This window comes from Dongia sp. P2_B8 (genome assembly GCF_056404715.1).
The window spans coordinates 240,387-265,123 of the sequence record NZ_JBFUDM010000002.1; the positions used below are offsets into that span (position 1 = coordinate 240,387).

The 24,737-nt window shown below is 62.2% G+C and carries 18 protein-coding genes; 8 read left to right on the top strand and 10 right to left on the bottom strand.

The window, feature by feature from the left end; genetic code table 11:
- The first annotated feature begins 122 nt into the window (after positions 1–122).
- A complete protein-coding gene (locus tag AC1DWZ_RS06005; protein WP_477167963.1) occupies positions 123–5,942 on the top strand; it encodes a coiled-coil domain-containing protein in 5,820 nt (1,939 codons plus the stop codon).
- Between the two features lie 130 nt (positions 5,943–6,072).
- On the opposite strand, the gene AC1DWZ_RS06010 is transcribed toward AC1DWZ_RS06005, so the two are convergent.
- Entirely contained in the window at positions 6,073–6,543 is a 471-nt protein-coding gene (locus tag AC1DWZ_RS06010; RefSeq protein WP_477167964.1) for a PAS domain-containing protein, read from the bottom strand.
- A 238-nt stretch (positions 6,544–6,781) separates the two neighbouring features.
- Between AC1DWZ_RS06010 and AC1DWZ_RS06015 the strand changes: the two genes are divergently transcribed.
- Positions 6,782–7,981, top strand: a complete 1,200-nt coding sequence (locus AC1DWZ_RS06015) for a glycine C-acetyltransferase (RefSeq protein ID WP_477167965.1) — start codon at positions 6,782–6,784, stop codon at positions 7,979–7,981.
- Between the two features lie 9 nt (positions 7,982–7,990).
- Positions 7,991–9,016, top strand: a complete 1,026-nt coding sequence (gene tdh / locus AC1DWZ_RS06020; RefSeq protein WP_477167966.1) for an L-threonine 3-dehydrogenase — start codon at positions 7,991–7,993, stop codon at positions 9,014–9,016.
- 129 nt (positions 9,017–9,145) lie between these two features.
- Here tdh and AC1DWZ_RS06025 read toward each other — a convergent pair whose 3' ends face one another.
- Both AC1DWZ_RS06025 and AC1DWZ_RS06030 read right to left on the bottom strand, forming a co-directional pair.
- Entirely contained in the window at positions 9,146–9,490 is a 345-nt protein-coding gene (locus AC1DWZ_RS06025) for a hypothetical protein (RefSeq protein ID WP_477167967.1), read from the bottom strand.
- 446 nt (positions 9,491–9,936) lie between these two features.
- Positions 9,937–11,322, bottom strand: a complete 1,386-nt coding sequence (locus AC1DWZ_RS06030; protein WP_477167968.1) for an RsmB/NOP family class I SAM-dependent RNA methyltransferase — start codon at positions 11,320–11,322, stop codon at positions 9,937–9,939.
- A gap of 159 nt (positions 11,323–11,481) precedes the next feature.
- Here AC1DWZ_RS06030 and AC1DWZ_RS06035 point away from each other — a divergent pair, with 159 nt between their 5' ends.
- The gene (locus tag AC1DWZ_RS06035; protein WP_477167969.1) at positions 11,482–12,516 is read left to right on the top strand and encodes a calcium-binding protein; all 1,035 of its coding nucleotides are present in this window, start codon (positions 11,482–11,484) and stop codon (positions 12,514–12,516) included.
- Positions 12,517–12,553: 37 nt separating this feature from the next.
- Here AC1DWZ_RS06035 and AC1DWZ_RS06040 read toward each other — a convergent pair whose 3' ends face one another.
- A complete protein-coding gene (locus AC1DWZ_RS06040; protein WP_477167970.1) occupies positions 12,554–14,368 on the bottom strand; it encodes an ATP-binding protein in 1,815 nt (604 codons plus the stop codon).
- A 269-nt stretch (positions 14,369–14,637) separates the two neighbouring features.
- Between AC1DWZ_RS06040 and AC1DWZ_RS06045 the strand changes: the two genes are divergently transcribed.
- The gene (locus AC1DWZ_RS06045; protein ID WP_477167971.1) at positions 14,638–15,852 is read left to right on the top strand and encodes an MFS transporter; all 1,215 of its coding nucleotides are present in this window, start codon (positions 14,638–14,640) and stop codon (positions 15,850–15,852) included.
- On the opposite strand, the gene AC1DWZ_RS06050 is transcribed toward AC1DWZ_RS06045, so the two are convergent.
- From AC1DWZ_RS06050 to hslV, 6 genes are all read right to left on the bottom strand, one after another.
- Positions 15,849–16,070, bottom strand: coding sequence for a hypothetical protein (locus AC1DWZ_RS06050; RefSeq protein WP_477167972.1), 222 nt, complete (start codon positions 16,068–16,070; stop codon positions 15,849–15,851). The genes AC1DWZ_RS06045 and AC1DWZ_RS06050 overlap by 4 nt on opposite strands.
- Before the next feature lie 191 nt (positions 16,071–16,261).
- Complete coding sequence (locus AC1DWZ_RS06055; RefSeq protein WP_477167973.1) at positions 16,262–17,710, bottom strand: hypothetical protein; 1,449 nt, start codon at positions 17,708–17,710, stop codon at positions 16,262–16,264.
- A gap of 12 nt (positions 17,711–17,722) precedes the next feature.
- Complete coding sequence (locus tag AC1DWZ_RS06060) at positions 17,723–19,171, bottom strand: hypothetical protein (RefSeq protein ID WP_477167974.1); 1,449 nt, start codon at positions 19,169–19,171, stop codon at positions 17,723–17,725.
- On the bottom strand, positions 19,168–20,253 hold the full coding sequence (locus AC1DWZ_RS06065) for a LamG-like jellyroll fold domain-containing protein (protein WP_477167975.1): 1,086 nt from the start codon (positions 20,251–20,253) through the stop codon (positions 19,168–19,170). The genes AC1DWZ_RS06060 and AC1DWZ_RS06065 overlap by 4 nt, the downstream gene beginning before the upstream one ends.
- A gap of 367 nt (positions 20,254–20,620) precedes the next feature.
- Complete coding sequence (hslU, locus tag AC1DWZ_RS06070; RefSeq protein WP_477167976.1) at positions 20,621–22,003, bottom strand: ATP-dependent protease ATPase subunit HslU; 1,383 nt, start codon at positions 22,001–22,003, stop codon at positions 20,621–20,623.
- A 4-nt stretch (positions 22,004–22,007) separates the two neighbouring features.
- Positions 22,008–22,571 carry an ATP-dependent protease subunit HslV gene (gene hslV / locus AC1DWZ_RS06075; protein ID WP_477167977.1) on the bottom strand — a complete coding sequence of 188 codons (564 nt, stop codon included), beginning with the start codon at positions 22,569–22,571 and terminating at the stop codon, positions 22,008–22,010.
- A gap of 348 nt (positions 22,572–22,919) precedes the next feature.
- Here hslV and hisB point away from each other — a divergent pair, with 348 nt between their 5' ends.
- From hisB to AC1DWZ_RS06090, 3 genes are read left to right on the top strand one after another with little or no spacing between them, the layout of a single operon-like run.
- Positions 22,920–23,546 (top strand): imidazoleglycerol-phosphate dehydratase HisB, encoded by a 627-nt coding sequence (gene hisB / locus AC1DWZ_RS06080; RefSeq protein ID WP_477167978.1) that lies wholly within the window; start codon positions 22,920–22,922, stop codon positions 23,544–23,546.
- Positions 23,543–24,181 carry an imidazole glycerol phosphate synthase subunit HisH gene (gene hisH, locus AC1DWZ_RS06085; RefSeq protein ID WP_477167979.1) on the top strand — a complete coding sequence of 213 codons (639 nt, stop codon included), beginning with the start codon at positions 23,543–23,545 and terminating at the stop codon, positions 24,179–24,181. The genes hisB and hisH overlap by 4 nt, the downstream gene beginning before the upstream one ends.
- 17 nt (positions 24,182–24,198) lie before the next feature.
- A complete protein-coding gene (locus AC1DWZ_RS06090) occupies positions 24,199–24,732 on the top strand; it encodes an N-acetyltransferase family protein (RefSeq protein ID WP_477167980.1) in 534 nt (177 codons plus the stop codon).
- Positions 24,733–24,737 lie beyond the last annotated feature (5 nt).

Genomic DNA, 24,737 nt, shown 5'->3' on the forward strand with positions numbered 1-24,737 from the left:
TTAGTCTAATCCCTTCATTTCCCGACTTAACTATGGGTTGGGGCTGCTGATCGAGCGCGGCCTACATGCAGCATGTCGGCCGAGTCGGGGGGCGGAGTCGAGCGTTTCAAGGGGCTGTGGCGATGGGTAAAGGGGATCAGGAAACCGGCACGGCGCGCGGCCTTCTGAAGGCGGCGGCAGGCAATGACCCGGGAACCCGGCATCACCATCGCGCCGTGATGCTCGGTGCAGCCCTGACCTTGGCCTGGTTCGGCCTCTATGGCTGGCATGTGGCGGACGCCGTCGGTTTTGAAAACCTGCAGGATTTGCTGCCCTCGGAACTGGCCCAGATCATCATTGCGCTGTTTTCGCCAGCGGTCTTTGTCTGGGTGGTCATCGGCTATGTCATGCGCGGCCGCGATCTCGAGCGGCAGACGGCGCTCCTCGCCCAGCAGCTCAACATGCTGACCTACCCGAACCCGCAGGCCGAGCAGCGTGTCAGCAACGTCGCCGACGCCATCCGCCGCCAGACCATCGAGTTGAAGGCCGCGACCGAGGATGCAGCGGCGGCCCTGTCGCAAATCGAAGGCCGCTTCCAGCATCAGCGCGGCGATCTCGACCATGCCGCCGAAGCCGCCCGTGCCGAGACCCGCGCCGTGGAAGCGCAACTGGCCGCCCAGCGCCAGACGCTGGCTGACATGCAGACGACTCTGGCCGAGCAGAAGGCCACCCTGAAGCAGGCATCCGAGCAGGAGAGTGCGGCCCTTGAGGAAACCGCGACGGGCGCTGCCGACCGCGTGGTCGCTGCCTTTGAAGCCCGCCGGCACGACATCACCGCCATTCTCGACCGCGTGCTCGACCATGGCGCCAGTGTGCGCGACGCGGTGGAACGCCAGGCCGAGATCCTGGCCGACAGCGCCGAGAAGGCAACGCTGGGTCTCCGCAACGAACTGACCGGCATCGGCCGCAGGCTCGACGAGGCCGGCGAATCCGCCCGCCGCGAAGGTCGTGCCCTGGCCGAGGCGGGCGATCAGCAACTGGCCACGATCAGCGAGATCGTTGCCCGCGGCAGCAAGGAATTCAACCTGCAGCTCCAGCGCCTGACGCAGGAAACAAGCGAGGCGGTCGAGGCCGGCAAGCGCAACACGGCCGATGCCGAAGCAGCCCTCCGCCAGGTGGTGGTCGAGATCACCGCCCAGGCGGGCCGTCATGCCAACGAGGTGGCGCAGGCCCTGGCCCTGCAGTTGCAGGGCATCAATGCCGCCAAGGCGCAGGCTCTCGATGCCGGTGAGGAATTGCAGGCGGCCTTGACCACGCAGGCAGCGCGTCTGGCCGAGCGCACCACCGATGCCTTCTCGCTGATGCGCGGCGAGATCGCGACCGAGATTTCATCGCTGAAACAGGCGGAAGAGAAGGTGAGCGCCCGCTACAGCGTGCTCGACCAGAACATGGCAGCGCATCTCGCGGCCCTCGACCGCAGCTTCGAAGCTGCCGGCGAGACGCTGGGCGCCCGGTCGGAAGCCGAGCAGGCCAGCATCCAGGCTGCGACCAGCGCCACCGAAACCCGCATCAACGCGGTTCTTGCCGCCATCGAGCGCCAGAGCCGCGAGATGCACGACCAGGCGGAAGCGAGCGCCGAACGCTTTGCCAACACGCTGCGCCGCCATCACGAACTGGTCTCGGCAACCGCCACCGCCACGGTCGGCGAGGTCATGCGCAAGACTGCCGAGATCCAGCGCCAGATGCGCGAAGAGGGCGATCTTTCGGTGGCCGCGGCTAAGACGCTGGCGGAAGATTTCGTGACCTCGCTCAACCGCATCGGCGACATCGTCAACGAAAGCTCGACACGGGCGCGCGGCGACAATGCCCTGCTGGAAGAAGCCACGCGCTCCCAGGCCGAACGGCTGACGGTGGCCGCCATGGCCGCTGCCGAGCAATTCCGCCAGTCGCTCGACCGCATGTCCGGCGACACGGCGACCATGATCCGCGCTCTTATGGACAAGATCAGCGAACAGAACCAGGCGGTCAAAACCGTGCTGCGCGCCGAGGCCAGTGATTTCCAGGAATCGACCGGCCGCGTCGGCGAGCAGATCGGCCAGCGCTTCACGGCGATGCTGAAGGAAATCGAGGCGGTCGCCGGCACCACCGGTGAACAGACGGCAGCCCTGGTCACCCAGGTCGACGCTCAGAGCCAACGCCTGACGCTGGCAGCCGACGTTGCGGCACAGCGCCTGCGCCAGCATATCGACGCCGAGACAGCCAAGATCGCGGAGCTCAGTGCCGCCAACGAAACCCGCCAGAATGCCATCGTGCAGGCGGTCGATCTGGCAACCGGCCAGCTCGACACGGCGGCCATCGCGCACGCCGACCGCTTCGCCATCTTGCTCAAGCGGCAGGAAGAGCGTCTGGGTGTGCTGAATGATGCGCAGGATGCCGCCAGCCGGCGGCTTGGCACCACCATCGATGCCCAGGGCCATCTCCTGGAACAGGCGGCCGACCGCGCCGCCGAGCGCCTGGCCCAGCGCCTGCGCGAGAACGAGAGTTCGATCACCGCCGGTATCACGGCGCTGGTTGCGGAAACCAAATCCCTGGATGCCACCGTGGCATCACAGCGCCTGCGCCTCACGGAAGCCGGCACGGAAGCCAGCGGCAAGATCCGCAGCGAGCTAGACGCGCATGCGGCCAGCCTCAACGAGATGGCAGCAGGCCTTGCCGCCAAGGTGGCGCTCTTGAGTGCCGCGGTTGATGCCGAAGGCCATGCGCTGACCAACGCGCTCCAGGCTGCCGGCGACCAGGCGCTGGAGAAGTTACGCGCCGAGATCGTGCATCAGCAGGTGGCGATGAGCGATCACGCCAGCACGGTGGGTGATCGCATGCGCGCCAACGAGACCGCCATCACCGCCAATGTGAACGAGGTGCTGGCCCGCGCCACCGTGCTGGAAGAGGCGATGAATGCACAGCGTGCGCGCCTTGCCGACGCCGGGACGGCCGCCAGCGAGCTCATCCGCGCCGAGCTTGCGACCCATGCCGCAAGCCTCAACGAGATGGCGGCTGGCCTTTCCGCCAAGGTGGCCATGCTCAGCGCCACCGTCGGGTCCGAGAGCAGCAGCCTTGGCAGCGCCCTGCAGGGCAGCACCGATCAGGCCCTGGAAAAGCTGCGCGCCGAGATCGAGCGCCAGCAGGCCGCGATGAATGCCCATGCCGACAGCGTCACCGAACGCCTGCGCGCCAACGAAACCGCAATGACCGGCAATGTGGCCGAGGTGCTGGAACGCGCAACTGCATTGGAAGCTGCGATGGCGGCCCAGCGCGCGCGCCTTGCGGAAGCTGGCGTTGCGGCAAGCGACCTCATCCGCACGGAGCTCAGCGCCCATCATGAGAGCCTCAACCGGATGTCGGCGGATCTTGCCGCCAAGGTCAAGGAACTCAGCGATGCGGTAGCAGCCGAAAGCCTTGCCATGGCAGGTGCCGTGCAAAGTGCCGGCGATGGCGCCATCGCGCGACTGAAGGGCGAGATCGAACGGCAGATTTCCGGCATGGAAGGCCTGACCGCCACCCTCATCACCCGCACCACGGCGCTCGACGGCACGATCCTGAGCCAGCGCGACCACCTGGTCGAAGCGGCAGAAGCGGCGGCCGAGGGCTTCCGCGACATCCTGCGCCGCCAGGCCGATGAATTCGTGGCGGCGGCCGAGGCTGTGGCCAGCCGCTCGGCAGCGCTCGAAGGTGTCACCCATGCCCAGCGCGATGAGCTGATCGCGGCCTCGAAAAACGCCGCCGAACATTTTGCGAGTGCATTGCGTTTGCAGGCGCAGGAGATCGCTTCGGCGACCGCGGCGGCCGTACAGCAGACCGAAGGTCTCGGTGCCTCGGCCCGCGTACAGGCCGAAAATCTCGCCGCCATGATGGCGGAAAGTACCCGGCGGTTCGAGCAGGTGACCGACGAACACGGCAAGGCGCTGAGCGAGGCCGGCGAACGTGCCGGCGAAACCGTGCGGGCGCGTCTTGCGGACCAGTATGGCGAGATCGATCGCCGCTTCAGCGAGATCGTGACGCAAAGCAGCAGGCTTCATAACAGCGCCGACGAGCAAGCCGTGATCCTCGGCAAGGCCGCGGAACAGGCAGCGCAGGTCGCCATCGCCATGCGCGATGCGCTGGCGGACCAGGCCAAGGCTGCCAACCTTGCCGGCCTCGAGATCAACGAGCGTGCCTTGGAAGCCGGCCGCGTCATGCAGCGGCAGGCAAGCGACCTGGCCGACGCCTTGCAGGCGATCGTGCAGAAGAATGCCGCCAATCTCAAAGCCGCCACGGAGACGGCCGGCCTGCAGGCCATTGAGCTGGGCCAGACCCTGGTCAGGCAGAATGACGATCTTGCCCTGGCGCTCACCCGGACGCAGGCCGCCACCACCGAGATCCGCACAGCACTGCAGACGCAGATCGACGAATTGTCGGCGGTGACGCAGAAAGTCGAAGTCGAGGCGCGTGTCATCGGCACCGTCTTCCGCACCGAAGCCGACACCTTGCGCGAAGCGGCCGAGAAGGCATCGGGGACGGCCGGCGAGTTGCAGCAGCAGATGCGCGATGGCCTTTCCGCCTTGGAAGCGGTGGCGACACGTGCGCTTGAGAAATCCGAGCTGCTGCACCAGGACGTCGCCCGTCAGGGCGAGCTGGTGAAGGCTGCCACCGAAGAGGGCGGCAAGCGCACGACGGAACTGGCCGGCCTTTACGAAGGCCATGCGCGGCAATTGTCGGAAGCATCCGAAATGGCGCGCGAAAAATTGGAGCAGATGGGCCGGTCGCTCGCCGCACAGGCTGAGATTCTCTCCACCATCACCGATCAGGCGGTCGGGCGGCAGCAGCAACTCAACGTGACACTCGGCCAGCGCGTCGAGCAATTATCGGCGGTCGGCAAGGAAGGCCAGCATCAGCTCTCGACACTCAACATCTCGGCCCAGACCTTGGCCGAGTTCCTGCGCGCCACCACGACGGAGAGCACGCGCGAAGCCAAGGAAACGATCCAATTGTTCCGCGATGGTGCCGAGGCCTTGTCGCAGGTGACCAAGAAGGCGGCGCAGCAGGTGAGCGGCGTCAAGGCCGCAGTCGCCGAACAGATCACCGAGCTCTCGGATCTCTCGGTCAAGGTGCACGACATGGCGGAACAGGTGCGCGGCCAATTGCGCGCCCAGGCCAAGGAATTCTCTGACGCCGCCTTGTCCGCCAAGGCCAGCGCCGAAGGTGCGCGCGGCGATGCACAGCAGGCCAGCGAAATTCTCAACCGCCAGGTAGAATCGCTGGCGCAGGCAGCCGCCCGCATGAACCAGCATCTCGCAGGCCTCGGCACCGATATCGACAAGCGCATCGATTCCATGAGCCGGGCCGCCGAGAGCGCCGCCAGCAAGGTTGGTGCCATCGGGCAGAGCTTCGAGCGCCAGGCCGAAGGTTTCGGCCGCGCCCTCGATCTTGCACAGTCAAAGGCCGCGGAGCTGGGCGAAGCTTTCCGTGGACAAAGCCTGGAACTGGCCAAGACCTCGCAGATCGCCCTGGAGCGCATCGACAAGCTGCGGGAGACGCAGAACAGCTCCACCCGCGACAGTTTCCTGCGCGCGGCGTCGGTGATGATCGAGGAATTGAACGGCCTTGCCCTCGACATCCATTCGCTGCTCGACAACGAGATCCCGGAAGATATCTGGAAACGCTACCGCGAAGGCGACCGCTCGATCTTTGCCCGCCGCCTGTTCCGCAACAAGGACAGCTATGTCATTCCGGCGATCGAGCAACGCTATCAGCGCGATGAGCGGTTCCACGACATCGTCGACCGGTATCTGAAGAAGTTCGAGGATCTGCTGACACAGTCGGCCAAGGCAGACCCGGAGGCGGTGCTCAATGCCGCCATCATCACCGCCGATGTCGGCAAGCTCTATCTGGTGATGGCCAAGAGTTTGGGGCGCAACGCGGAGAATTGACGTCGTATCTTATGACGTCATGCCCGGGCGAAGACCCGGGGATCCACTGTAGCAGTTGAAAGAGTGGATGCCCGGCCAGCCTTGATTCAAGAGTGGGCCCGGGCATGACGGGAACTGTAGGGTAGCCCCCTTACCCCTTCACATCCACTTCGGCGAAGGTCATGACCATGTTGACCAGATCGTCGTCGTCGGAGAGCGGCAGGAGCAGTTCTTCCTGGCTGCGCAGGAAGCCGGATTTGCTGACATAGTCCGACCAGTCATAGACCGGCAGGCGCTCGCCGATCACGATGTCATAATTGCGCAGCGATTCCTCGGCGCTGAAGCCGATGCAGCATTCCTCGACCGTGCGCCCGGTAGGGTTATAGCCGCGAAAGCTGACGTCGAGCTCGCCCACCAGCCGGTAGACCATGCGCCGCGGATTGTGGCTGATATCGATCAGCTGCATGTTGGCAAGCCAGGGCTTCATTTCGATAGGATCGATATCGCGGCGGGACGGCATGCGCCGCCCAGCCCGCTTAGAATCCCAATAGCCATAGAAAGCGCGCGTACTGGAGAGACAACGGCCCAGCATCAGATTGATATCGGTCGTGCGCGGATACATGATGCTGTCTTAGCGCGGCCCTCGGCAGAGATCAATCTGCCGCTGGAGCCGGGCTACCGTGCCAGCTACAACCCCAGGGTCGCAATCCCAGGGTCACAATCCCGGGGCCACAATCCCAGGACCATGCAAGCGATGGGGCGGGCGATGCGTTTCGATCCGGTTGCGGCGTTCGCAAAAGTCATTTTGCATCGCAGCGGCGATGCCGGATCATTGGGTGAGGATTTCCAGGAGTATTTTGATGGCCAGCGCCTTTCTTGCCCATGTGACCCAGACCTTGGAGACGATCCGCGCTGACGGATTCTGGAAGGCGGAGCGGGTTATCGCGACGCCCCAAGGGGCCGATATCGCGCTTGAAGGTGGCGCCAAGGTGCTCAATTTCTGCGCCAACAATTATCTTGGCCTTGCTGACGATGCCCGCCTGATCGACGCCGCCAAGAGCGGGCTCGACGATCATGGTTTCGGCATGGCCTCGGTCCGCTTCATCTGCGGGACCCAGGATCTCCATAAGACGCTCGAAGCGGACATCTCCCGCTTCCTCGGCACCGAGGATACGATCCTTTATTCCTCCTGCTTCGATGCCAATGGCGGCCTTTTTGAGACCGTGCTGGGGGAGGAGGATGCGGTCATCTCCGATGCGCTCAACCATGCCTCGATCATCGACGGCGTCAGGCTGTGCAAGGCCAAGCGCTTTCGCTATGCCAACAACGACCTTGCCGATCTCGAAGCCAAGCTGAAGGAGGCCGATGCTGCTGGCACCCGCTTCAAGCTCATTGCCACCGATGGCGTCTTTTCCATGGACGGCATCATTGCCGACCTCAAGGGCATCACCGACCTTGCTGCCCGCTACAATGCTCAGGTGATGGTCGATGACAGCCACGCCATCGGCTTTGTCGGCAAGACCGGGCGCGGCTCCGCCGAACATAATGGCGTGCAGGCGAAGATCGATCTTTTCACCGGCACCTTCGGCAAGGCGCTGGGTGGTGCTTCGGGCGGCTATATCGCCGGCAGGAAGCCGGTCATCGACCTGCTTCGTCAACGGTCGCGCCCCTATCTTTTTTCCAATTCGCTGATGCCGGCCATCGTGGCGGCGACCAGTGCCTGCCTGCAGCTTATCGACAGCAAGGAGGGGGCCGACCTGCGCGCCCGCCTCATCAAGAACGGCCAGCATTTCCGTAGCGCCATGAGCAAGCTCGGCTTCCGTCTCGTGCCCGGCGAGCATCCGATCATCCCGGTCATGCTGGGCGATGCGAAACTGGCCAGCACCATGGCCGACGCCCTCCTCAAGGAAGGCATCTATGTCATCGGCTTTTCCTATCCCGTGGTGCCCAAGGGCCAGGCGCGCATTCGCACGCAAATGTCCGCAGCCCATAGCGAAGAGGATATCGACCATGTCATCGCAGCCTTTGCCAAGGTCGGCAAAGCGCTTGGCGCGATTTAAGGAGTTTCCATGAAAGCCCTCGTGAAAGACAAAGCCGGCCCCGGCCTGACGCTGACCGACGTGCCCAAGCCCGAGGTCGGGCACAATGATGTTCTCATCCGCATCAGGAAGACGGCCATCTGCGGCACCGACATCCATATCTGGAAATGGGATGAATGGGCGGCAAAGACTGTGCCGCTTGGCATGCATGTAGGACACGAATATGTGGGCGAGATTGTCGCCATGGGCCAGGAGGTGCGTGGCTTCGAGATCGGCGACCGCGTGTCAGGCGAAGGGCATGTGACCTGCGGCCATTGCCGCAATTGCCGCGCCGGGCGCAGGCATCTTTGTCGCAACACATTCGGCATCGGCGTCAACAGGCCCGGTGCCTTTGCCGAATTCCTGGCGCTGCCCGCCGTCAACGCCTTCAAGATTCCCGACAACATTGCCGACGATCTTGCCGCCATCTTCGATCCTTACGGCAATGCCACGCATACGGCCCTCAGCTTCAACCTCGTGGGCGAAGACGTGCTGATCACCGGCGCAGGTCCCATTGGCATCATGGCCGTGGCGATTGCCAAGCATGTGGGTGCCCGCCATGTGGTGGTGACCGATGTCAATGATTACCGCCTGGATCTGGCGCGCAAGATGGGCGCCAGCCGTGCCGTCAATGTCGCCAAGGAAAAGCTCGCCGATGTTATGACTGAGCTTGGCATGGTGGAAGGCTTTGACGTGGGGCTGGAGATGTCCGGCGTGCCGTCGGCCTTTGCCAGCATGCTCGAAGTCATGAACCATGGCGGCAAGGTGGCCTTGCTCGGCATTCCGCCCAGCAACACGGTGATCGACTGGAACAATGTGATCTTCAAGGGGCTGGAGATCAAAGGCATCTATGGCCGCGAGATGTTCGAGACCTGGTACAAGATGGTGGCGATGCTGCAATCGGGCCTCAACCTCGACCCGATCCTCACACACCATTTCCCCTTGAGCGCCTATGTCGAGGGTTTCGAGACCATGCTCTCCGGCCAATCGGGCAAAGTGATTCTTACCTGGCCATAATCGCGGGGCCATAACCATTGGGCCTCAAGAAAAACACCGCCTGGGCGGGGTGCCCAAGCGGTGTGTGAGGTGATGGCTGGCAAACGAAATCTCGCAAACAGGAAGTGTCAAACGTAGGGTGTCACCTGATCAATGCGCGGTGGGGCGCTTTGGTTCCTTGGTTTCCAATTCGGGGATATTGGCTGTGCCCATTTTTGTGGGTGCCGAGGCCGTCTCCTCGGGCTCAGCGTCGACACCGAGCCGCTTGATGGCATCGCGCACGGCACGCAGACGCTCCGATGTCACGCCGGAGCCAGGCCCCGCCATATTTTCTTCTGCCGCCACCAGCAGCAGGCCGAGATCGTAATCCCATTGCTGCAGCAGCTTCAGTTTCTGCTGGCGTGTCAGATCATCGGTCGCGATCAATTCGGCCGGACTGCCATAGACCTTGGCAACATCCTGCATCGCTGCGTCGAATTCCTTGTCCTGCATCATTTCTTCCTCCGCCTGTTGTGCTTCGGTCGTGGCAGCATATGGAGTGGTAACGCTGGCAGCGCGGATCCGTTCCTCAGTGGAACAGGAACCAGATCAGGATGAGGACCGGAATCGGCACACCAATCAGCCACAACAGAGCATAACGCATGGGAATTCTCCGTCTTTTTTGCGCAGAATCGGGCAACCGCCGCGGTGCCCGCTGCGTCAGGTGACACAAAGGTTTGTGATAGCCGTGACATAACCGGAGAGGGCTGGAGTGGTTCCAAGATTTGCAGCGGCGCAAGAGTTCAGCGCGAGCCTATCGCAGTAACTCCCTCCCCCCTTGAGGGGGAGGGTTGGGGAGGGGGGTATCTCTCCGCTACTCGATTGATAGAACCCGGTCGCACCACACCCCCCTCCCGCGCTGTCGCGCGGCCTCCCCCTCAAGGGGGGAGGCGAAGGCATCATTATTCAGCCTTGATGATGCGCGCGGCGAAGAAGCCGTCCAGGCCGCCTTGGTCGGCGAGGTGGCTGGGGAGGGAGCGGAAGTCGCCGGCCGGTGAGATGAGTTCGAAGAGGCCGCCCACTTCGTCGGTATGGATGCGGTCGCGTTTCAGATTGCCATGGCGCGCCAGCACGGCATCGACGCGGTCGGGCCCTTCTTCAGGCTGCAGCGAGCAGGTGCAGAAGATGAGCGTGCCGCCGGGGCGCAGCAAGGAGACGGCCTTATCGAGCAGGCGGTCTTGGGTCGCACTGAGCTTGGCAAGATCGCGCGGGTCTTTGAGCCATGCCACGTCCGGATGACGGCGGATGGTGCCGGTCGCCGAGCAGGGCGCATCCAGCAGCACCGCGTCGAAATCGCGACCGCGATCCCAGAGAGCCGCATCAGCTGCTTCCAGTTCGGCATGCAAGCGCAACCGTTCGAGATTTTCTTTGACGCGCGCCAGGCGCGGCCTGGATCGGTCGAGTGCCGTCACCTGTGCACCGGCTGCCGCCAATTGCGCGGTCTTGCCGCCGGGGGCGGCGCAGAGATCGATGACGCGAAGGCCGGCGACATTGCCAAGGAGACGCGCCGGGATTTGCGCCGCCAGATCCTGCACCCACCAGGCACCGTCGGCGTAACCTGGCAGATCTTCCACCCGTTGATGGAGGCGCTCGCCGCCTTCCGACGCCACCGGACGGCGCAAGGTGCCAGGCAGCGGCATGGTGCGGGCATGGAGCTGCTGCGCCCAATATTCGGCTTCGGCCGGACGCCGGCAGCAGAAGTCGAGCGGCGGTTCATAGAGATGCGCTGTGGCGATCTGTGTTGCCTTCGCCACTCCATAGGCCTTGACCCAGCTTTGCCACAGCCAGTCGGGCAGGCTCACGGCACCGGCTGGTGCGGAGGCCAGATAGGCCTGCGGGTCGCGGGAGATGCGCCGGAGGACAGCGTTGATGAGGCCCTTGAAGCCGGTCTCGCCGCGCTGGGCCGCCAGGGTCACCATGGTATCGACCGCGGCATGGGGGGCGGTGGAGAGGAACATGATCTGGGCAGCGCCCAGGCGCAGAATGTTGCGCACGATGAGGGCGCGGGCCGGCAGGGGCTTTTCCAGGCACTGGCCCAGGGCGTGATCGATCTGCCCCATATGCCGGAGCGTGGTGGCAACCAGGGCGCGCACGAATTGGCGGTCGCGGGGGGCCAGCTTGTCGAGTTCGGCATGTTCGCCCAGGGCCTCATCGAGAGGCTTCCGGCGCCGGAACACGGCATCCATGAGGTCGAGGGCGATCGAGCGCGCCGACAAAATCGGGGAATCACCGCCCGAACTGCCTTCAGGCGCGTCTTTTGGGTCCAATTGAGGGTCTTTTTGCGACATGGCCGCCCTGATAGCGGATAAGCCGCCGCTTGTCTAATCCAGGCCAATCCATCGGCCCAAACGTGACCCCTGTCACCCGTTCTGCCCGAACCCAAAGGGCCTGCCATCGCGACCAAGGTGCAAGTCGGTTTCGGCACAACCCCTTTCACGGAGGTTACCATGGCCCAGGTCAGCAATACCGGCACCACCCCGATCGGTCAGTATCCGGAACCCAATTTCCCCAACTATTTCGCGATCTATGGCACCAACGCTGCCGACCTCATCAATGGCACCAACAGCGCCGATACCATCTACGCCCTGGGCGGTGATGACACGGTCAATGCCGGCGGTGGCAATGACAAGGTCGATGGCGGCAGCGGCAACGACTATATCGACGGTGCGGCCGGCAACGATTTGCTGATCGGCAGCTATGGTGACGACAATATCTGGGGCGGGTTGGGCAACGACACCATTTATGGCGACAGCAATGTGCCGCCGAGCCCTGTGGTCGGCCCGGCCAACGGCAACGACAATCTCCATGGCGGCAGTGGCGACGATTTCATCGATGGCGGCCTTGGCGACGATTACCTCTATGGCGATGGCGACAACGACCTGCTGTTCGGCGGCGCCGGCTATGACTATCTCTATGGCGGCAGCGGCAATGACGAAATTCATGCCGGCACCGAGAATGACCGCCTGTTCGGCGATGCGGGCGACGACAAACTGTTCGGTGACGAAGGCCAGGATCGTCTCTATGGCGGAACCGGCAACGATTTCCTCAGTGGTGGCGACGGCAATGACCGCCTGTATGGTGACGAGAATAACGACCAGCTCGATGGCGGCGCCGGCAATGACGATCTCTATGGCGGGACCGGCGATGACACGCTGTCGGGTGGCGACGGCAATGACCGCCTGTTCGGCGAGGACGGCAATGACATCATGAAGGGCGGCGCCGGCCACGATACCTTCTATATTGACCCCACACTCAACGGCCACGACATCATCATGGATCTTGATACATCGCTGGAAGCCCTGGTGCTGGACGGCATTGCCGATGCCAACGCGCCGGGCGTCACGGTGGGTGCCAGCGCCGATGGCGACGTGCTCATCAAATTTGCCAATGGCAGCTCGGTCGAGATCGACGGCTTCCAGAACCAGGGCTGGAGCAATCTCGATCAGCTCGACGACAACATGATCATCACCTATCAGCCGTAAAGCCAAGTATCGCGATCTGGAGATGCCGAAGGCCGCGTCATCCCTGGATGATGCGGTCTTTCGGCAGCCACAGGGTGACACGGGTGCCGACACCCAGCCGGCTGTGAAGGTCGAGCTTGCCGCCCTGGGCTTCGGTAAGCGCCCGCGCGATGGGCAGGCCGAGACCAGCCCCTTCATGTTCCCGCACAAAGGCTTCCTGCACCTGGCCGAAAGCCGAGAAGACCAGCGGAATGTCTTCGCTGGCAATGCCGATGCCGGTATCGGTGACGGCAAGGGCAATGCCTTCGCCAACATCGCCCAGATTGACCATGGCGCCATCGACGGTGATCTCGCCGCCGGGCAGGGTGAATTTCACCGCATTGTTGACGAGGTTGATCAGGATCTGGGTGAGCGCCCGTTCGTCAGCGCGCACTTTCGGCAAGGATGGCGCGACCGCATTGATGAGTTTCAGATTCTTGGTCTGGGCTGCATTGCTGACAAGGTTGAGCACATTCCGCGTAATCTCGAAGAGATCGCAGGGCGCATCGGCCAGGGTCATGCGGCCGGCCTCGATCTTCGAGAGATCGAGAATATCGTTGATGATCTGCAGCAGCAGCCGGCCGCTTTCGTGAATGTCGGTGGCATAGGAGCGCGCCTGGTCAGGCCCGATCGGCCCCAGCGACCCGCGCGCCAGGATTTCCGAAAAGCCGATGATGGCGTTCAAGGGCGTGCGCAGTTCATGGCTCATATTGGCCAGGAACTGCGACTTTGCCTGGCTTGCCGCCTCGGCATGCTCCTTGGCATCGATGAGTTCGTCCTGCGCCTGCATGGCTGCGGTGATCTCGACGCCGATACCGCCGATCGCCGTGATGTCGCCATGTTCGTCAGGGATGGGGAATTTGATGTCGCGGTACCAGCGGGGGCCGCCATCGCGCTCGTAGCAGACCTCGCGCACCATCGGCAGACCGGTGCGGCGCATGTCGGCTTCGAGCTGCGTGATCGCGGTGCCGCCGCTGGAGCGTTCAAAGTCGGTGATGCGGCGGCCGAGGATCTGATCGGCGGGCAGGCCGTAGAATCGCTCGCTGGCCCGGTTGATCATCAAATAGCGGCCGTCGAGATCCTTCACCGACATGGTGATGGGTGCATGCTGCATGAAGGCGCGCAGCCTGGCCTCGGTCGAACGCAGGGCCTGGGTGCGGGTCGCAATCTCCTGCTCAAGATCACGCAGCAGGCTTTTGAGTGCAATCTGGCTGCCGCATTGATTGGCAAGACGCGTCAGCGCATTGCGCTGCTGGTCGGACAGAATGCGTGGCTGATGATCGATCACCGTGAGTGTGCCCAGGATGGCGCCGCCGCAGGATTTGATATGCGCCGAGGCATAGAAGCGGAAGCCCCATTCGGTCACCAGCGCCTGCTGGTTGAAACGCTCGTCCAGTGCCAGATCCTCGACCTCGAACAGGCCATCGGTGCGGATGGCATAATCGCAGAAGGAGTCGGCGCGGGGATATTCCTTGAGCTCGGCGCCATAGCAGGATTTGAACCACAGCCGATCGCGGTCGACGAAGGAGACCAGCGAGATCGGCGTCCCACAGATCTGTGCGGCGAGCGCGGTGAGGTCGTCGAAATTCTGTTCAGCCTCGGTATCCAGGATGCCGCTTTGCCGCAGCGCGGCCAGGCGCCGCTCTTCCCAGGCCGCGACCAGGCGCGGGTCGGTCGGATAGTGGCCGAATTCCTGCGCCGCCTCCCGGTCTTTCAAGCCCGTGGTCTTGAAACCTGCAGCTTGCATGTCTTTGCCGTCGCGCTCCAAAGACACCTCCAGCGCCATCGCCCCACGCTCAGGTGACGCATATCGATGCTCTGTTAACCTTTTCATGCCGCGGAGCCCCGACACCCACACCAGCTGGGTGATTTATCTGACAATTCCTAGGTGCACAGATGGCAATCCGACAAGTCTTTTCTTACCTTGATGCCGTTTCTCGTGCGAATCGGGGGCCGCTGATGGCACCAAAGCGGTGCCAGCCCGGGGCGCTCACACCCGGCTGAAATGGGATCATTCCGGGTTTCGGAAAACAGCCATCTCTGCGCAAATGGCACTGGCATTGACGCATCCCGCCCTGATTCGGGTCCTTGAAGACTTTTCCCATGTTCATGTTGCAGCCGCTGAGGCGGCGACCAATTGCACTGCTATGGGCCGGCCAGGTGCTGGCGGCGACAGGCGCCCAATTCTACATGGTCGCCATCGTCTGGATCGCCGCCGATCTCATCGGCCGGGATGCGGGCTATGTCTCGGCCCTGCAGGCGGCTGCGTTGCTCGCCGGCAGCCTCTTTGGCGGCATCGTGACCGACCGCTGGCGGCACGGTGCCACCATGATCATGACCGACCTTGTGCGTGCCGCCCTGCTGCTGATGCTCTCGGTGGCGGCCATGCTGCACGCGATGAGCCTGCCGCTCCTCATCCTCGCTGCCATCGGCATCGCCTTGGCGACGGCAGCCTTTGAGCCGGCCTTGCAGGCGATCCTGCCCGTCATCGTCCGGGAGCCCGATCTTCGGCACGCCACCAACGGTCTCTTCGATGCAACAAAGCGCCTCGCGCGCATTCTGGGGCCGAGCCTCATTGCCCTCATCAACGGCCTTCTTGGTCCCGATCAATTCTTCATTGTGACCGCCATCGCCTTCCTGCTGTCGGCCGGCGTCATCCGCCTAGTGACGCGCCTGGTCGATGAACCAATGGCGCTGCGCAGCCTCCATGGCATGGCGGCGGCAATCGACGGCGTGCTGGGCGGCCTGCGCAGCATCAAGGGCCATCCGCTCATGGCCTATGGCCTCATCGCCAACATGATCGGCAATTTCACCTGGTCGATGGGTCTTATCCTCGGCATGGTGCTTTATCTGCGCGAGACCAGCGCCGACCCGCTCACCGACTACAGCCTGATGATGACCGCCTATGGTATCGGCAATCTCGGCGCCAATCTGGTGCTCGCCAACGTGCTGCCGGCGAATCCGCAGCGCTGGCTGATCGCCTCGAAACTGATTTTCGGTGCCGGCGTCCTGCTGCTGCCGCTCGCCACCCATGAAGGATGGCTGATGGCGATCGCCTTATTTGCCGCCATCAATGGCCCGCTTGAGAATCTTGCCATGCTGCATCTCATGCAGCACCGCTTTCCGTCACAGCGGCTGGCACAGGTCTATCGCCTGCAGCTCTGCGCCATCTTTGCCGGCCAGCTGCTCGCCTATCTTGCAGCACCCAGCCTGTTCGGCTGGGTGGGATTGGCACCCAGCATCATGGCCGCCGGCGCGCTTACGTTCGCCAGCGGCCTTGCCGGGTTCGCGCTACGTCAGAAGGACGTATCCACCTAAGGCTGCTGGGTTTCCTTGGTGGTCGTCGTTGTCGTGGTCCCGGTTGTTGAAGTGTCGGTCGGGGCGGGTGCCGTGGTGGTCTGCTCGACCGTGGTTCTGCTGTAATGGCCGACATATCCGCCATAATACGCAAAAGCACCGATCACCATCGCGACAACCAATCCGCCAACAACGAAATATAGCCCACCGGTGGGATTGCTGTTTGAAATCTCCGCCATGTCACGCTCCTCTGCCATAACCGGCAAGAAGGCAGGTGTCCGGCATCTCTTAGCGAAAGCACATTGCTTCCTCCAGGAGAAGAACCATGCAGACGGTCATTCGGTTCCTCAGATCCGTTGGCGGTGTCGCGCGATGTCCTGCACCGCGCCGAAACCAGGTGGCAGGATAATCTTTCATGACCGGCGTCGGTCTATAGGGTGGCCAGCGCTTCCAGGAACATCAATCCGAAAATCGGCAGCCGCATGCCGGACCGCCTGCGCTTGGGATCATTGGTCACCGATGGGCCCCAGCGACCGGCATAGCCGAGCAGGTTCCGCCGTGGCGCCCACCACAGCTGGGTGTCGCGATCAACAATGAAATCGAAGCGCGGATTGGCATCGTCATCTGCCGGCATTTCGGTCGGCCAATCCACGACTTGCGCTGCATTGGCGGTCTCCGCGAAATCAACGCCTCTTGGCCGCAGGATCAAGCCGAAATTGGGACCACCAGTCTGATCTTTGGGCAACTGGTTTGGATTGGGAGACAGGAGGGCAGTTGCGCCATATCTGCCATTGATGTCCTCGCTGAAAAGCAGGCCAAATCCTAAGGTCAGAATGGCTTTGACGACCATAATGGCATAGTCCGGGTCTTCGCCTTCACTGGCCGGTATTTCGGTCCCGGCAATAACATCGTCCAGGCTTTCGATCACGCCGCAAGAGCCCTTTCCGATATCGATGTCGCCTGGCGTGAAAGCCTTGAGATCGAAAGTGCCGGCTTTCAGATAATTCCCATGAGTCCCTTTCGAGACATAGATCTTCGGATGCTCGCCGACGCCTTCGACCTCCTTCCAGTTAAAAACTTGAATGCCGACGCGCTGCTCGTCATCCAGCGTGGTTTTGGGCGCGCCGACATTGCGAGAGGTGACGCCGATATAGACCGGATTGGCGCTGGCATCGATCAGGACCGCGACCGAAGTCCAGGAGCCGGCAAACGTGCCGAACAATTTTCCCTCGCCCCAATCTTCGCAGCCCTCCAGCGGCTCTTCATGCAGGGCATAGAAAAAATGATAGACCAGCAGCGATAGATTGTTGGAGATCATGTTGATCAGCTTTGGCAGATCCGGTGCGTTGGGTGGCGCCTCGGCCGCCAAGCTTGACACCGCTGCATGATCGAAATAATCAACGAAGTACCAGGGCCGCCCACCTAGCATCGCGGCGTCATAGCCCATGGGCAACAGCGTCGGGTGACGATTGTCGGTGGTGCCGGTGACATCGTTGGGTGCAGCCACGAACGGTTCCCAACCGACAAGTTGCAGGAACCGATCCTCCGACAACAAAGCATGCTGTTCACGCTCGTCCGCCGGCTTTGTTGCGACGAGGAAGGGTGAAACCCCATTCTCCCTCTCGCCGATCCAGCGCTTGCCTGAAGCTTCGTTGCGGAGGGCAGCCAACTGGCCCTTGGGCACGAGCGGCTGGCGTGGAAAGCCCGCCGGCGGCTCGCCCCAATTATCTTTCTTGTCGGTCGGCGGTGTCGCCCGCCAGATCGCGCAACGATCGAGATAGAGTTTTGGATCGATCGGGAAGAATTTTTCGTCAGGGTGAAAGAGCAGGATCGGTTCGAATCTTTTCGCAAGACCGATGGCCCGGGGATCGATCGCCATGGCGCTACCTCCTTAAATCACTGCCAACGCCAGCAGGAACATGAGCCCGAAAATCGGCAGGCGCATACCGGCACGTCGGCGCTTGGGATCATTGGTCACCGATGGACCCCAGCGGCCGGCATAGCCGAGGCGTTCCTTGCGCGGCGCCCACCACAGCTGTGTGTCGCGATCGACCACAAAATCGAACCGCGGATTGGCGTCGTCTGCCGGCATTTCGGTCGGCCAATCTTCGATCCGCGCGGCGCTGGCGATCTCGGCAAACGCCAAGCCTTTGGGTCGCAGGATCAGACCGAAACTAGGACCGCCGGTTTGGTCTTTCGGCGTCTGGTTCGGATTGGGGGAAAGGAGCGGGGTGGTACCAAACTTGGTCCATACGTCCTCGGTGAATATCAGCCCGATGCCAAGGGTGAGGAAGATCTTCAGCATGAGGACGACTGTGTCACCATCCTCGCCTTCAGTGCCCGGTATCTCGGTTCCAGCAATGACGTCGTCCAGGCTTTCGATCACCCCGCACGAGTTCTTACCGATATCGACATCGCCAGGGGTGAAGGCCGTTAGATCGAAAGCGCCCGCCTTCAGATAATTTCCGTGCGTCCCTTGCGATACGAAGATCTTCGGATGATCGCCGACCCGATCGACCTCCTTCCAACGGAAGGCCTGCATGCCAACGCGATTTTCATCATCCGCCTTGGTCTTGGGGTTTCCGATATTGCGTGAGGTAACGCCGATGAACTGCGCCTCCCCGGCGGAATTGATCAGCACGGCCACCGAAGTCCAGGCGCCGGCATAGGTACCAAACAGCTTGCCTTCGCCCCAGGCTTCACAGCCCTGCAGCGGCTCCTCATGCAAGGCATAGAAGAAGTGATAGACAACAAGAACCGGTTTGTTGGCGATTTGGGTGTCGACCAGCCGGAACAGATCCGGCGCGTCGGGCGGCGCTTCGTTTGCCAGGCCGAGCAGCGCCGTGTGATCGAAATATTCGGCGAAATACCAGGGGCGCCCGCCCTGCAACGCCGCATCGTAGACCACGGGCGACAGTGTCGGATGACGGTTGTCGCTGCTCGCGGTGACCTCGTTGGGTGATGGCGCGCCTGGTTCCCAACCGGCAAGCTGCAGGAACCGGTCATCCTGAATCAACCGCCGCTCTTCGAGTTCGCCTGCTGGTTTCTTGACGACCATGAAGGGCGAAACGCCCTTTTCCATTTCGCCGATCCAGCGCTTTCCCGCGGCCTCGTTCTTCAGGGCAGACAGCTGCGCCTTGGGTACCTGCGGCCGACGAGGAAAGCCCGCCGGGGATTCGCCCCAATTGTCTTTCTTGTCAGTCGGTGGCGCGGCACGCCAAATCGCACAGCGGTCAAGATAGAATTTCGGATCAATCGGGAAGTATTTTTCGTCGGGATGAAAGAGCAGGATTGGTTCGAATTTCTTGGCAAAGCCAATAGCTTCAGCCGGGATCGTCATAATGCGACTCCCGCCAGATCACCACATTCGTCGAGCGCCTGCCGCCACAGATCGAGAAAGGCACGCCATTGCTCGTCGCATTTCAAAATGTCTTGGGGGTCGGCAAGGTTGAGCGACTGGACCGTGCTGACCAGAGCCGCCATATCGGGATCGTTCTCCGGGTCGATGCCGGCATCGCGCAGCAGGGCAACCCATGCGCACAAGGCGGCGGCCATGTCCGGCGTGCCCAAATCGCCCGCGACCCACAGGCGAATGATATCGTCATTGATCGCCCGCAATTTCGCCTGCAAATCCCGCGGTAGGTCCACAAACGCCTGCAACTTGCGGCGCCGGATCTCGCCGCTTTGCAGAGACAAAGCGCGCGCCTGTTCGGGATACTGTGCCGTCCAGTCGCGGATTCTGCGTGCCAACCGTTCCCAGCAGCGCGCGGTTTTGCGGGTATAGGGACGACCGAGAAATTCACGGCGCATGGTACTTGGATCCAGACGCCAGATCTTGATCTCGTCGATCTCGCCGGGGAAGGCCTTGTCGTCATTGCTCCAATCATTGCCGATGGCGATGCCGCCACTCATCACCGGGCGAATGGCGCCATCCACCTTCGCATCGCCGACCAGCTCACCGTCGAGGAACAACTGCATCCGCGAAATGCCATCGTGATAGAAACCAAGCCGCATCCAGCGGCCGGCAATGACGGGATGATATTGGCGGTCCGGCGCAAATGACGTATCGCTGCGGATATAATTGTTGGTGCCGCTGCCATTCTTGAAGCGGGCCTCAAGTGCCCCTTCCAGGATACCGAATGAAAACGAGTTGTGCCCATCGACGATGGAAGACATCATCTTAGCCTGCGGATCGATACGCGCCACAAGCTCGATCTTCAGGGCGGTCAGCGGCATCCAGGCTTTGCCGATTGGGACACGGATACGGCTGCTTGGCGTTGGAAAAGTGATGAAGCCGCTGCCGGGTTCAACACCGTCGGCACCACCGCCGGTGTCGATACCCTGGCCATGATTGCCATAAGGTGATTTATCCGCTGGCAAGCCGTTCCACGTGAATCGCTGATCAAGAATGAGCTCAAGCATCGGATCCCCCGTTGGTCGCCGCGCCACGCGACGGCACCGGATTCGGCGGCGTTCAAACGCGACGCGGGGATGGATGGAAATGCTGACTGATTAGATCTGGCTGTGTGCTGACAATTATTTCGCGGCGATGACGATCGTGTCGTGATGTCTATGCGACAGGCGCCGACACTAATGGAGGAAAAATTATGCGACAAGGCGCCACGACATGTTTGTCGCGCAATCCGACAAAGAGAGGCATTTATGGCGCAGTAAGTGCGCAACCAATAAAGAAAAGCACCTGATACTTGGGTGCCCAGTGTGCATGGCGCACTTGTACCAGCACATCAAAGCTAACATGCTGGTACAAGTTACCGCTGACGGGCAGCGCCTATAGAATGAACTTCGATAGATCCGTGTTCTTGGCCAGGGGCGCCACGCGTTCGCGCACATAGGCGCCATCAATGCCAACGGTCTTCCCCGACATTTCACTGGCGGTGAAGCTCACTTCCTCGAGCAGCCGTTCGAGCACGGTTTGGAGGCGCCTGGCACCGATATTCTCGACCGTCGAATTGATCTCGGAGGCGAGATCGGCCAGCGCATCGATGGCATCGTCGGTGAAATTGAGTGTCACACCTTCGGTGCCCATCAACGCCACATATTGCTTGATCAGGCTGGCTTCCGGTTCGGTGAGAATGCGGCGCAGGTCTTCGCGGGTGAGAGCATCGAGCTCGACGCGGATCGGCAGGCGGCCCTGCAGTTCCGGCAGCAGGTCGCTGGGCTTGGCGAGATGGAAGGCACCCGAGGCGATAAAGAGGACATGGTCGGTTTTGACCGGGCCATATTTCGTGGCGACCTGTGTCCCTTCGATGAGCGGCAGCAGATCGCGCTGCACGCCTTCGCGGCTGACATCGGCGCCAGCACGTTCCGACCGCGCGCAGATCTTGTCGATCTCATCCAGAAACACGATGCCATTCTGCTCGACAGCGCGAATGGCTTCGGCGGTGACTTTCTCCTGATCGAGGAGCTTGTCAGCTTCCTCCGCCAGCAGCACCTCGTAGGAATCAGAAACGTTCATGCGCCGCGCCTTGGTACGGCCGCCAAGCGCGTTGCCCAGCATTTCGTTGAGATTGATCATGCCCATGGAGGCACCGGGCATGCCGGGGATATCGATGGTCGGCATGGACCCAGCACCGCTATCCTTCACTTGCAGTTCGATCTCCTTATCGTCGAGCTCGCCGGCGCGCAGCATGCGGCGGAACTTGGCGCGTGTTTCGGCGCCAGCCCCTTCGCCTACCAGCGCATCCAGGACACGTTCCTCGGCCAGCGTCTCGGCTTTCGCGCGCACCTGACGGCGCATCTTATCCTTCGACATCGCGATTGCGATTTCGACAAGGTCGCGGATGATCTGTTCAACATCGCGGCCGACATAACCGACTTCGGTAAATTTGGTGGCTTCCACTTTCAGGAATGGTGCCTGGGCGAGCTTCGCCAGGCGCCGGGCGATCTCGGTCTTGCCGACACCGGTCGGCCCGATCATCAGGATGTTCTTCGGGCTGACTTCCTCGCGCATGCCGTGGTCGAGCTGCTGGCGCCGCCAGCGGTTGCGGAGCGCGATGGCGACGGCGCGCTTGGCGTCATGCTGGCCGACGATGTAGCGATCGAGTTCCGAGACGATCTCGCGCGGTGTCAGCGACGAGGTCACCAGCGCCTCTTCGGCCTTGGATGTCTCTTTGCGCGATGTGTTGGGTTGGGCGGTCCTGGCTTCGGTCATCGGCTCACAGCTTTTCGATCATGACATTGTGGTTGGTATAGATGCAGATATCGCCGGCGATCTTCATCGCGCGCCGGGCAATGGTCTCAGCATCCAGCCCGTCGATATCGACGAGCGCCCGGGCGGCTGCCAGCGCATAGGCGCCACCCGACCCGATGCCGATGAGCCCGTCTTCCGGCTCCAGCACATCCCCGGTGCCCGTCAGGATCAGGCTGACGGTGGGGTCCGCCACGGCCATCATGGCTTCCAGGCGCCGCAGATAGCGGTCGGTGCGCCAATCCTTGGCCAGTTCCACGCAGGCGCGGGCCAATTGGGCGGGATATTGCTCCAATTTCGCCTCAAGCCGCTCGAAGAGGGTGAGGGCATCGGCGGTCGCCCCGGCAAAGCCGGCAATGACCTGGCCCTTGCCCAGGCGGCGCAGCTTCTTGGCGTTGGATTTCATCACCGTGGGGCCTACGGTCACCTGGCCGTCGCCGGCCAAGACGACCTCGGACCCCTTGCGCACGAGCAGGATGGTGGTGCCATGCCAGGGGGCAAGGCCGTGTTTGTCGTTCTCATCACGCGACATGGAATATCCTTAAGAAGCCTGCCGATATCGAGGGACAAGCGGGCTGGTTGGCTAACAGGGGAGATAGGTTAACGATTGGCCCCAATCAAGCCCGCAATCGACGGGGGCCCAAGCCCCGCCCTTCTCGCCGGTGTTGGCATCCGCCTCCTTATCGTCATCCCCGGGCGAAGACCCCGGGATCCACGGGTGACAGGATAGTGTGGATGCCCGGGTCAAGCCCGGGCAGGACGAACTAAAGGGGCATGACGAACTAAAGGGATAAGCCCTCTAACCACTGGTCAGAACCGCGCATCGCTGCTAAGAACCCGGCAATTAAGGCCTTTTTACTCGAGTGGGCAGGAATTCGTGATGCGTATTGGTAGGAACGAGCGCAGGACCAAGGAGACCGAGATCGCGGTCGAGGTCAATCTTGACGGCCAGGGCCGGTCGGAGATTTCGACCGGGATCGGCTTTCTCGATCATATGCTGGACCAGCTCGCGCGCCATTCGCTGATGGACCTCAAGGTCCATGCCAAGGGCGACCTCCACATCGACTATCACCACACGACCGAGGATACCGGCATCGCCATTGGCCTCGCCGTCTCGCAGGCGCTTGGCGAGCGCATCGGCATCAACCGCTATGGCGAGGCGACCATCCCGATGGACGAGACGCTGACCCGTGTCGCCCTCGACGCCTCGAACCGCGCCTATCTCATCTGGAAGGTGACTTTCAGCCGCGACAAATTGGGCGAGATGGATACCGAGCTGTTCAAGGAATGGTTCCAGGCCTTCGCTCAGAACGCCGGCCTCACGCTGCACGTTGAAAATCTCTATGGCGAGAACAATCACCATATCGTCGAGAGCTGCTTCAAGGCGCTGGCGCGCGCCCTCCGCCATGCCATCGAGATCGATCCCAGGAAGTCCGACGCGATCCCCTCGACAAAGGGAACGTTGGGCGGCTCCTTGGGGAGCTCTGGGCTTGCCAGATCGTCATGACGGTCGCAGTCATTGATTATGGTGCCGGCAATCTCAAATCCGCCGCCAAGGCGCTGAGCTATGCTGCCCGGGAAACCGGGGAAGAGGTCCTGGTCACCGCCGATGCCGCGGCGATTGCCAAGGCCGATCGCATCGTGCTGCCTGGCGTCGGCGCCTTTGCCGAATGCAAGCGCGGGCTGGAAGCGGTGCCCGGCGGTATCGCCGCCATGCGCGAAGCGGTGCTGGAAAAGGGCCGGCCGTTCCTTGGCATCTGCGTTGGCATGCAATTGATGGCCAGTGTCGGCGTCGAATATGGCGAGCATCCGGGCCTCGACTGGATCAAGGGCCGGGTGGTGAAGCTCTCACCTCAGGATTCCGCGCTCAAGATTCCGCAGATGGGCTGGAACGATCTCAGCCTGCACAAGCCGGCACACCCGATCTTCGACGGTCTCAAATCGGGCGCCCATGGCTATTTCGTCCATTCCTATCATTTCCTGGTCGATGATCCCGCCGACCTGCTGGCCGATGTCGAATATGGCGGTCAGGTGGCTGCTGCGATCGGCCGCGACAATATGGTGGGGCTGCAATTCCATCCGGAGAAAAGCCAGGCGGTGGGGCTCACGCTCCTTGCCAATTTTCTGCGCTGGAAGCCGTAAGGAAAGGTGCCGCCATCATGGCCGATCTGATGATCAGCATCGCCACCGAGTTGAAGCGCCGCGAGCTCGAAGAACTATGCGACGCGACGCAGGCTGCGGTCGAGGCTGGTGGTGGTTTCGGCTGGGTCAAGCCGCCCCATCGCAATATTCTCGAAGTCTTCTGGAAGGGCGTTACCTTGGTGCCCGACCGTGCGCTCTTCATCGCCAAGCTCGACGGCACCGTGGCGGGGTCGGCGCAGCTGGTGCGCCCCACGCGCAACAACGAAGCGCAAGGCCATTCGGCGCAGATCACCACCGCCTTCGTCGCCCCTTGGGCGCGCGGCCATGGATTGGCGCGGCAATTGACGCTGGCGGTCGAAGCTGAGGCACGCCAGCGCGGTGTCAAAGTGCTCAATCTCGATGTTCGTGAAACGCAGCAGGCAGCGATCAGCCTCTACCGGAATCTAGGCTATCACGAAATCGGCCGGCATCCACGTTACGCCCAGGTCGACGGGCAATATGTCGGCGGTCTCTATTTCTGGAAGTCGCTGGAAGATGCGCATGAGAAGTGATTGGC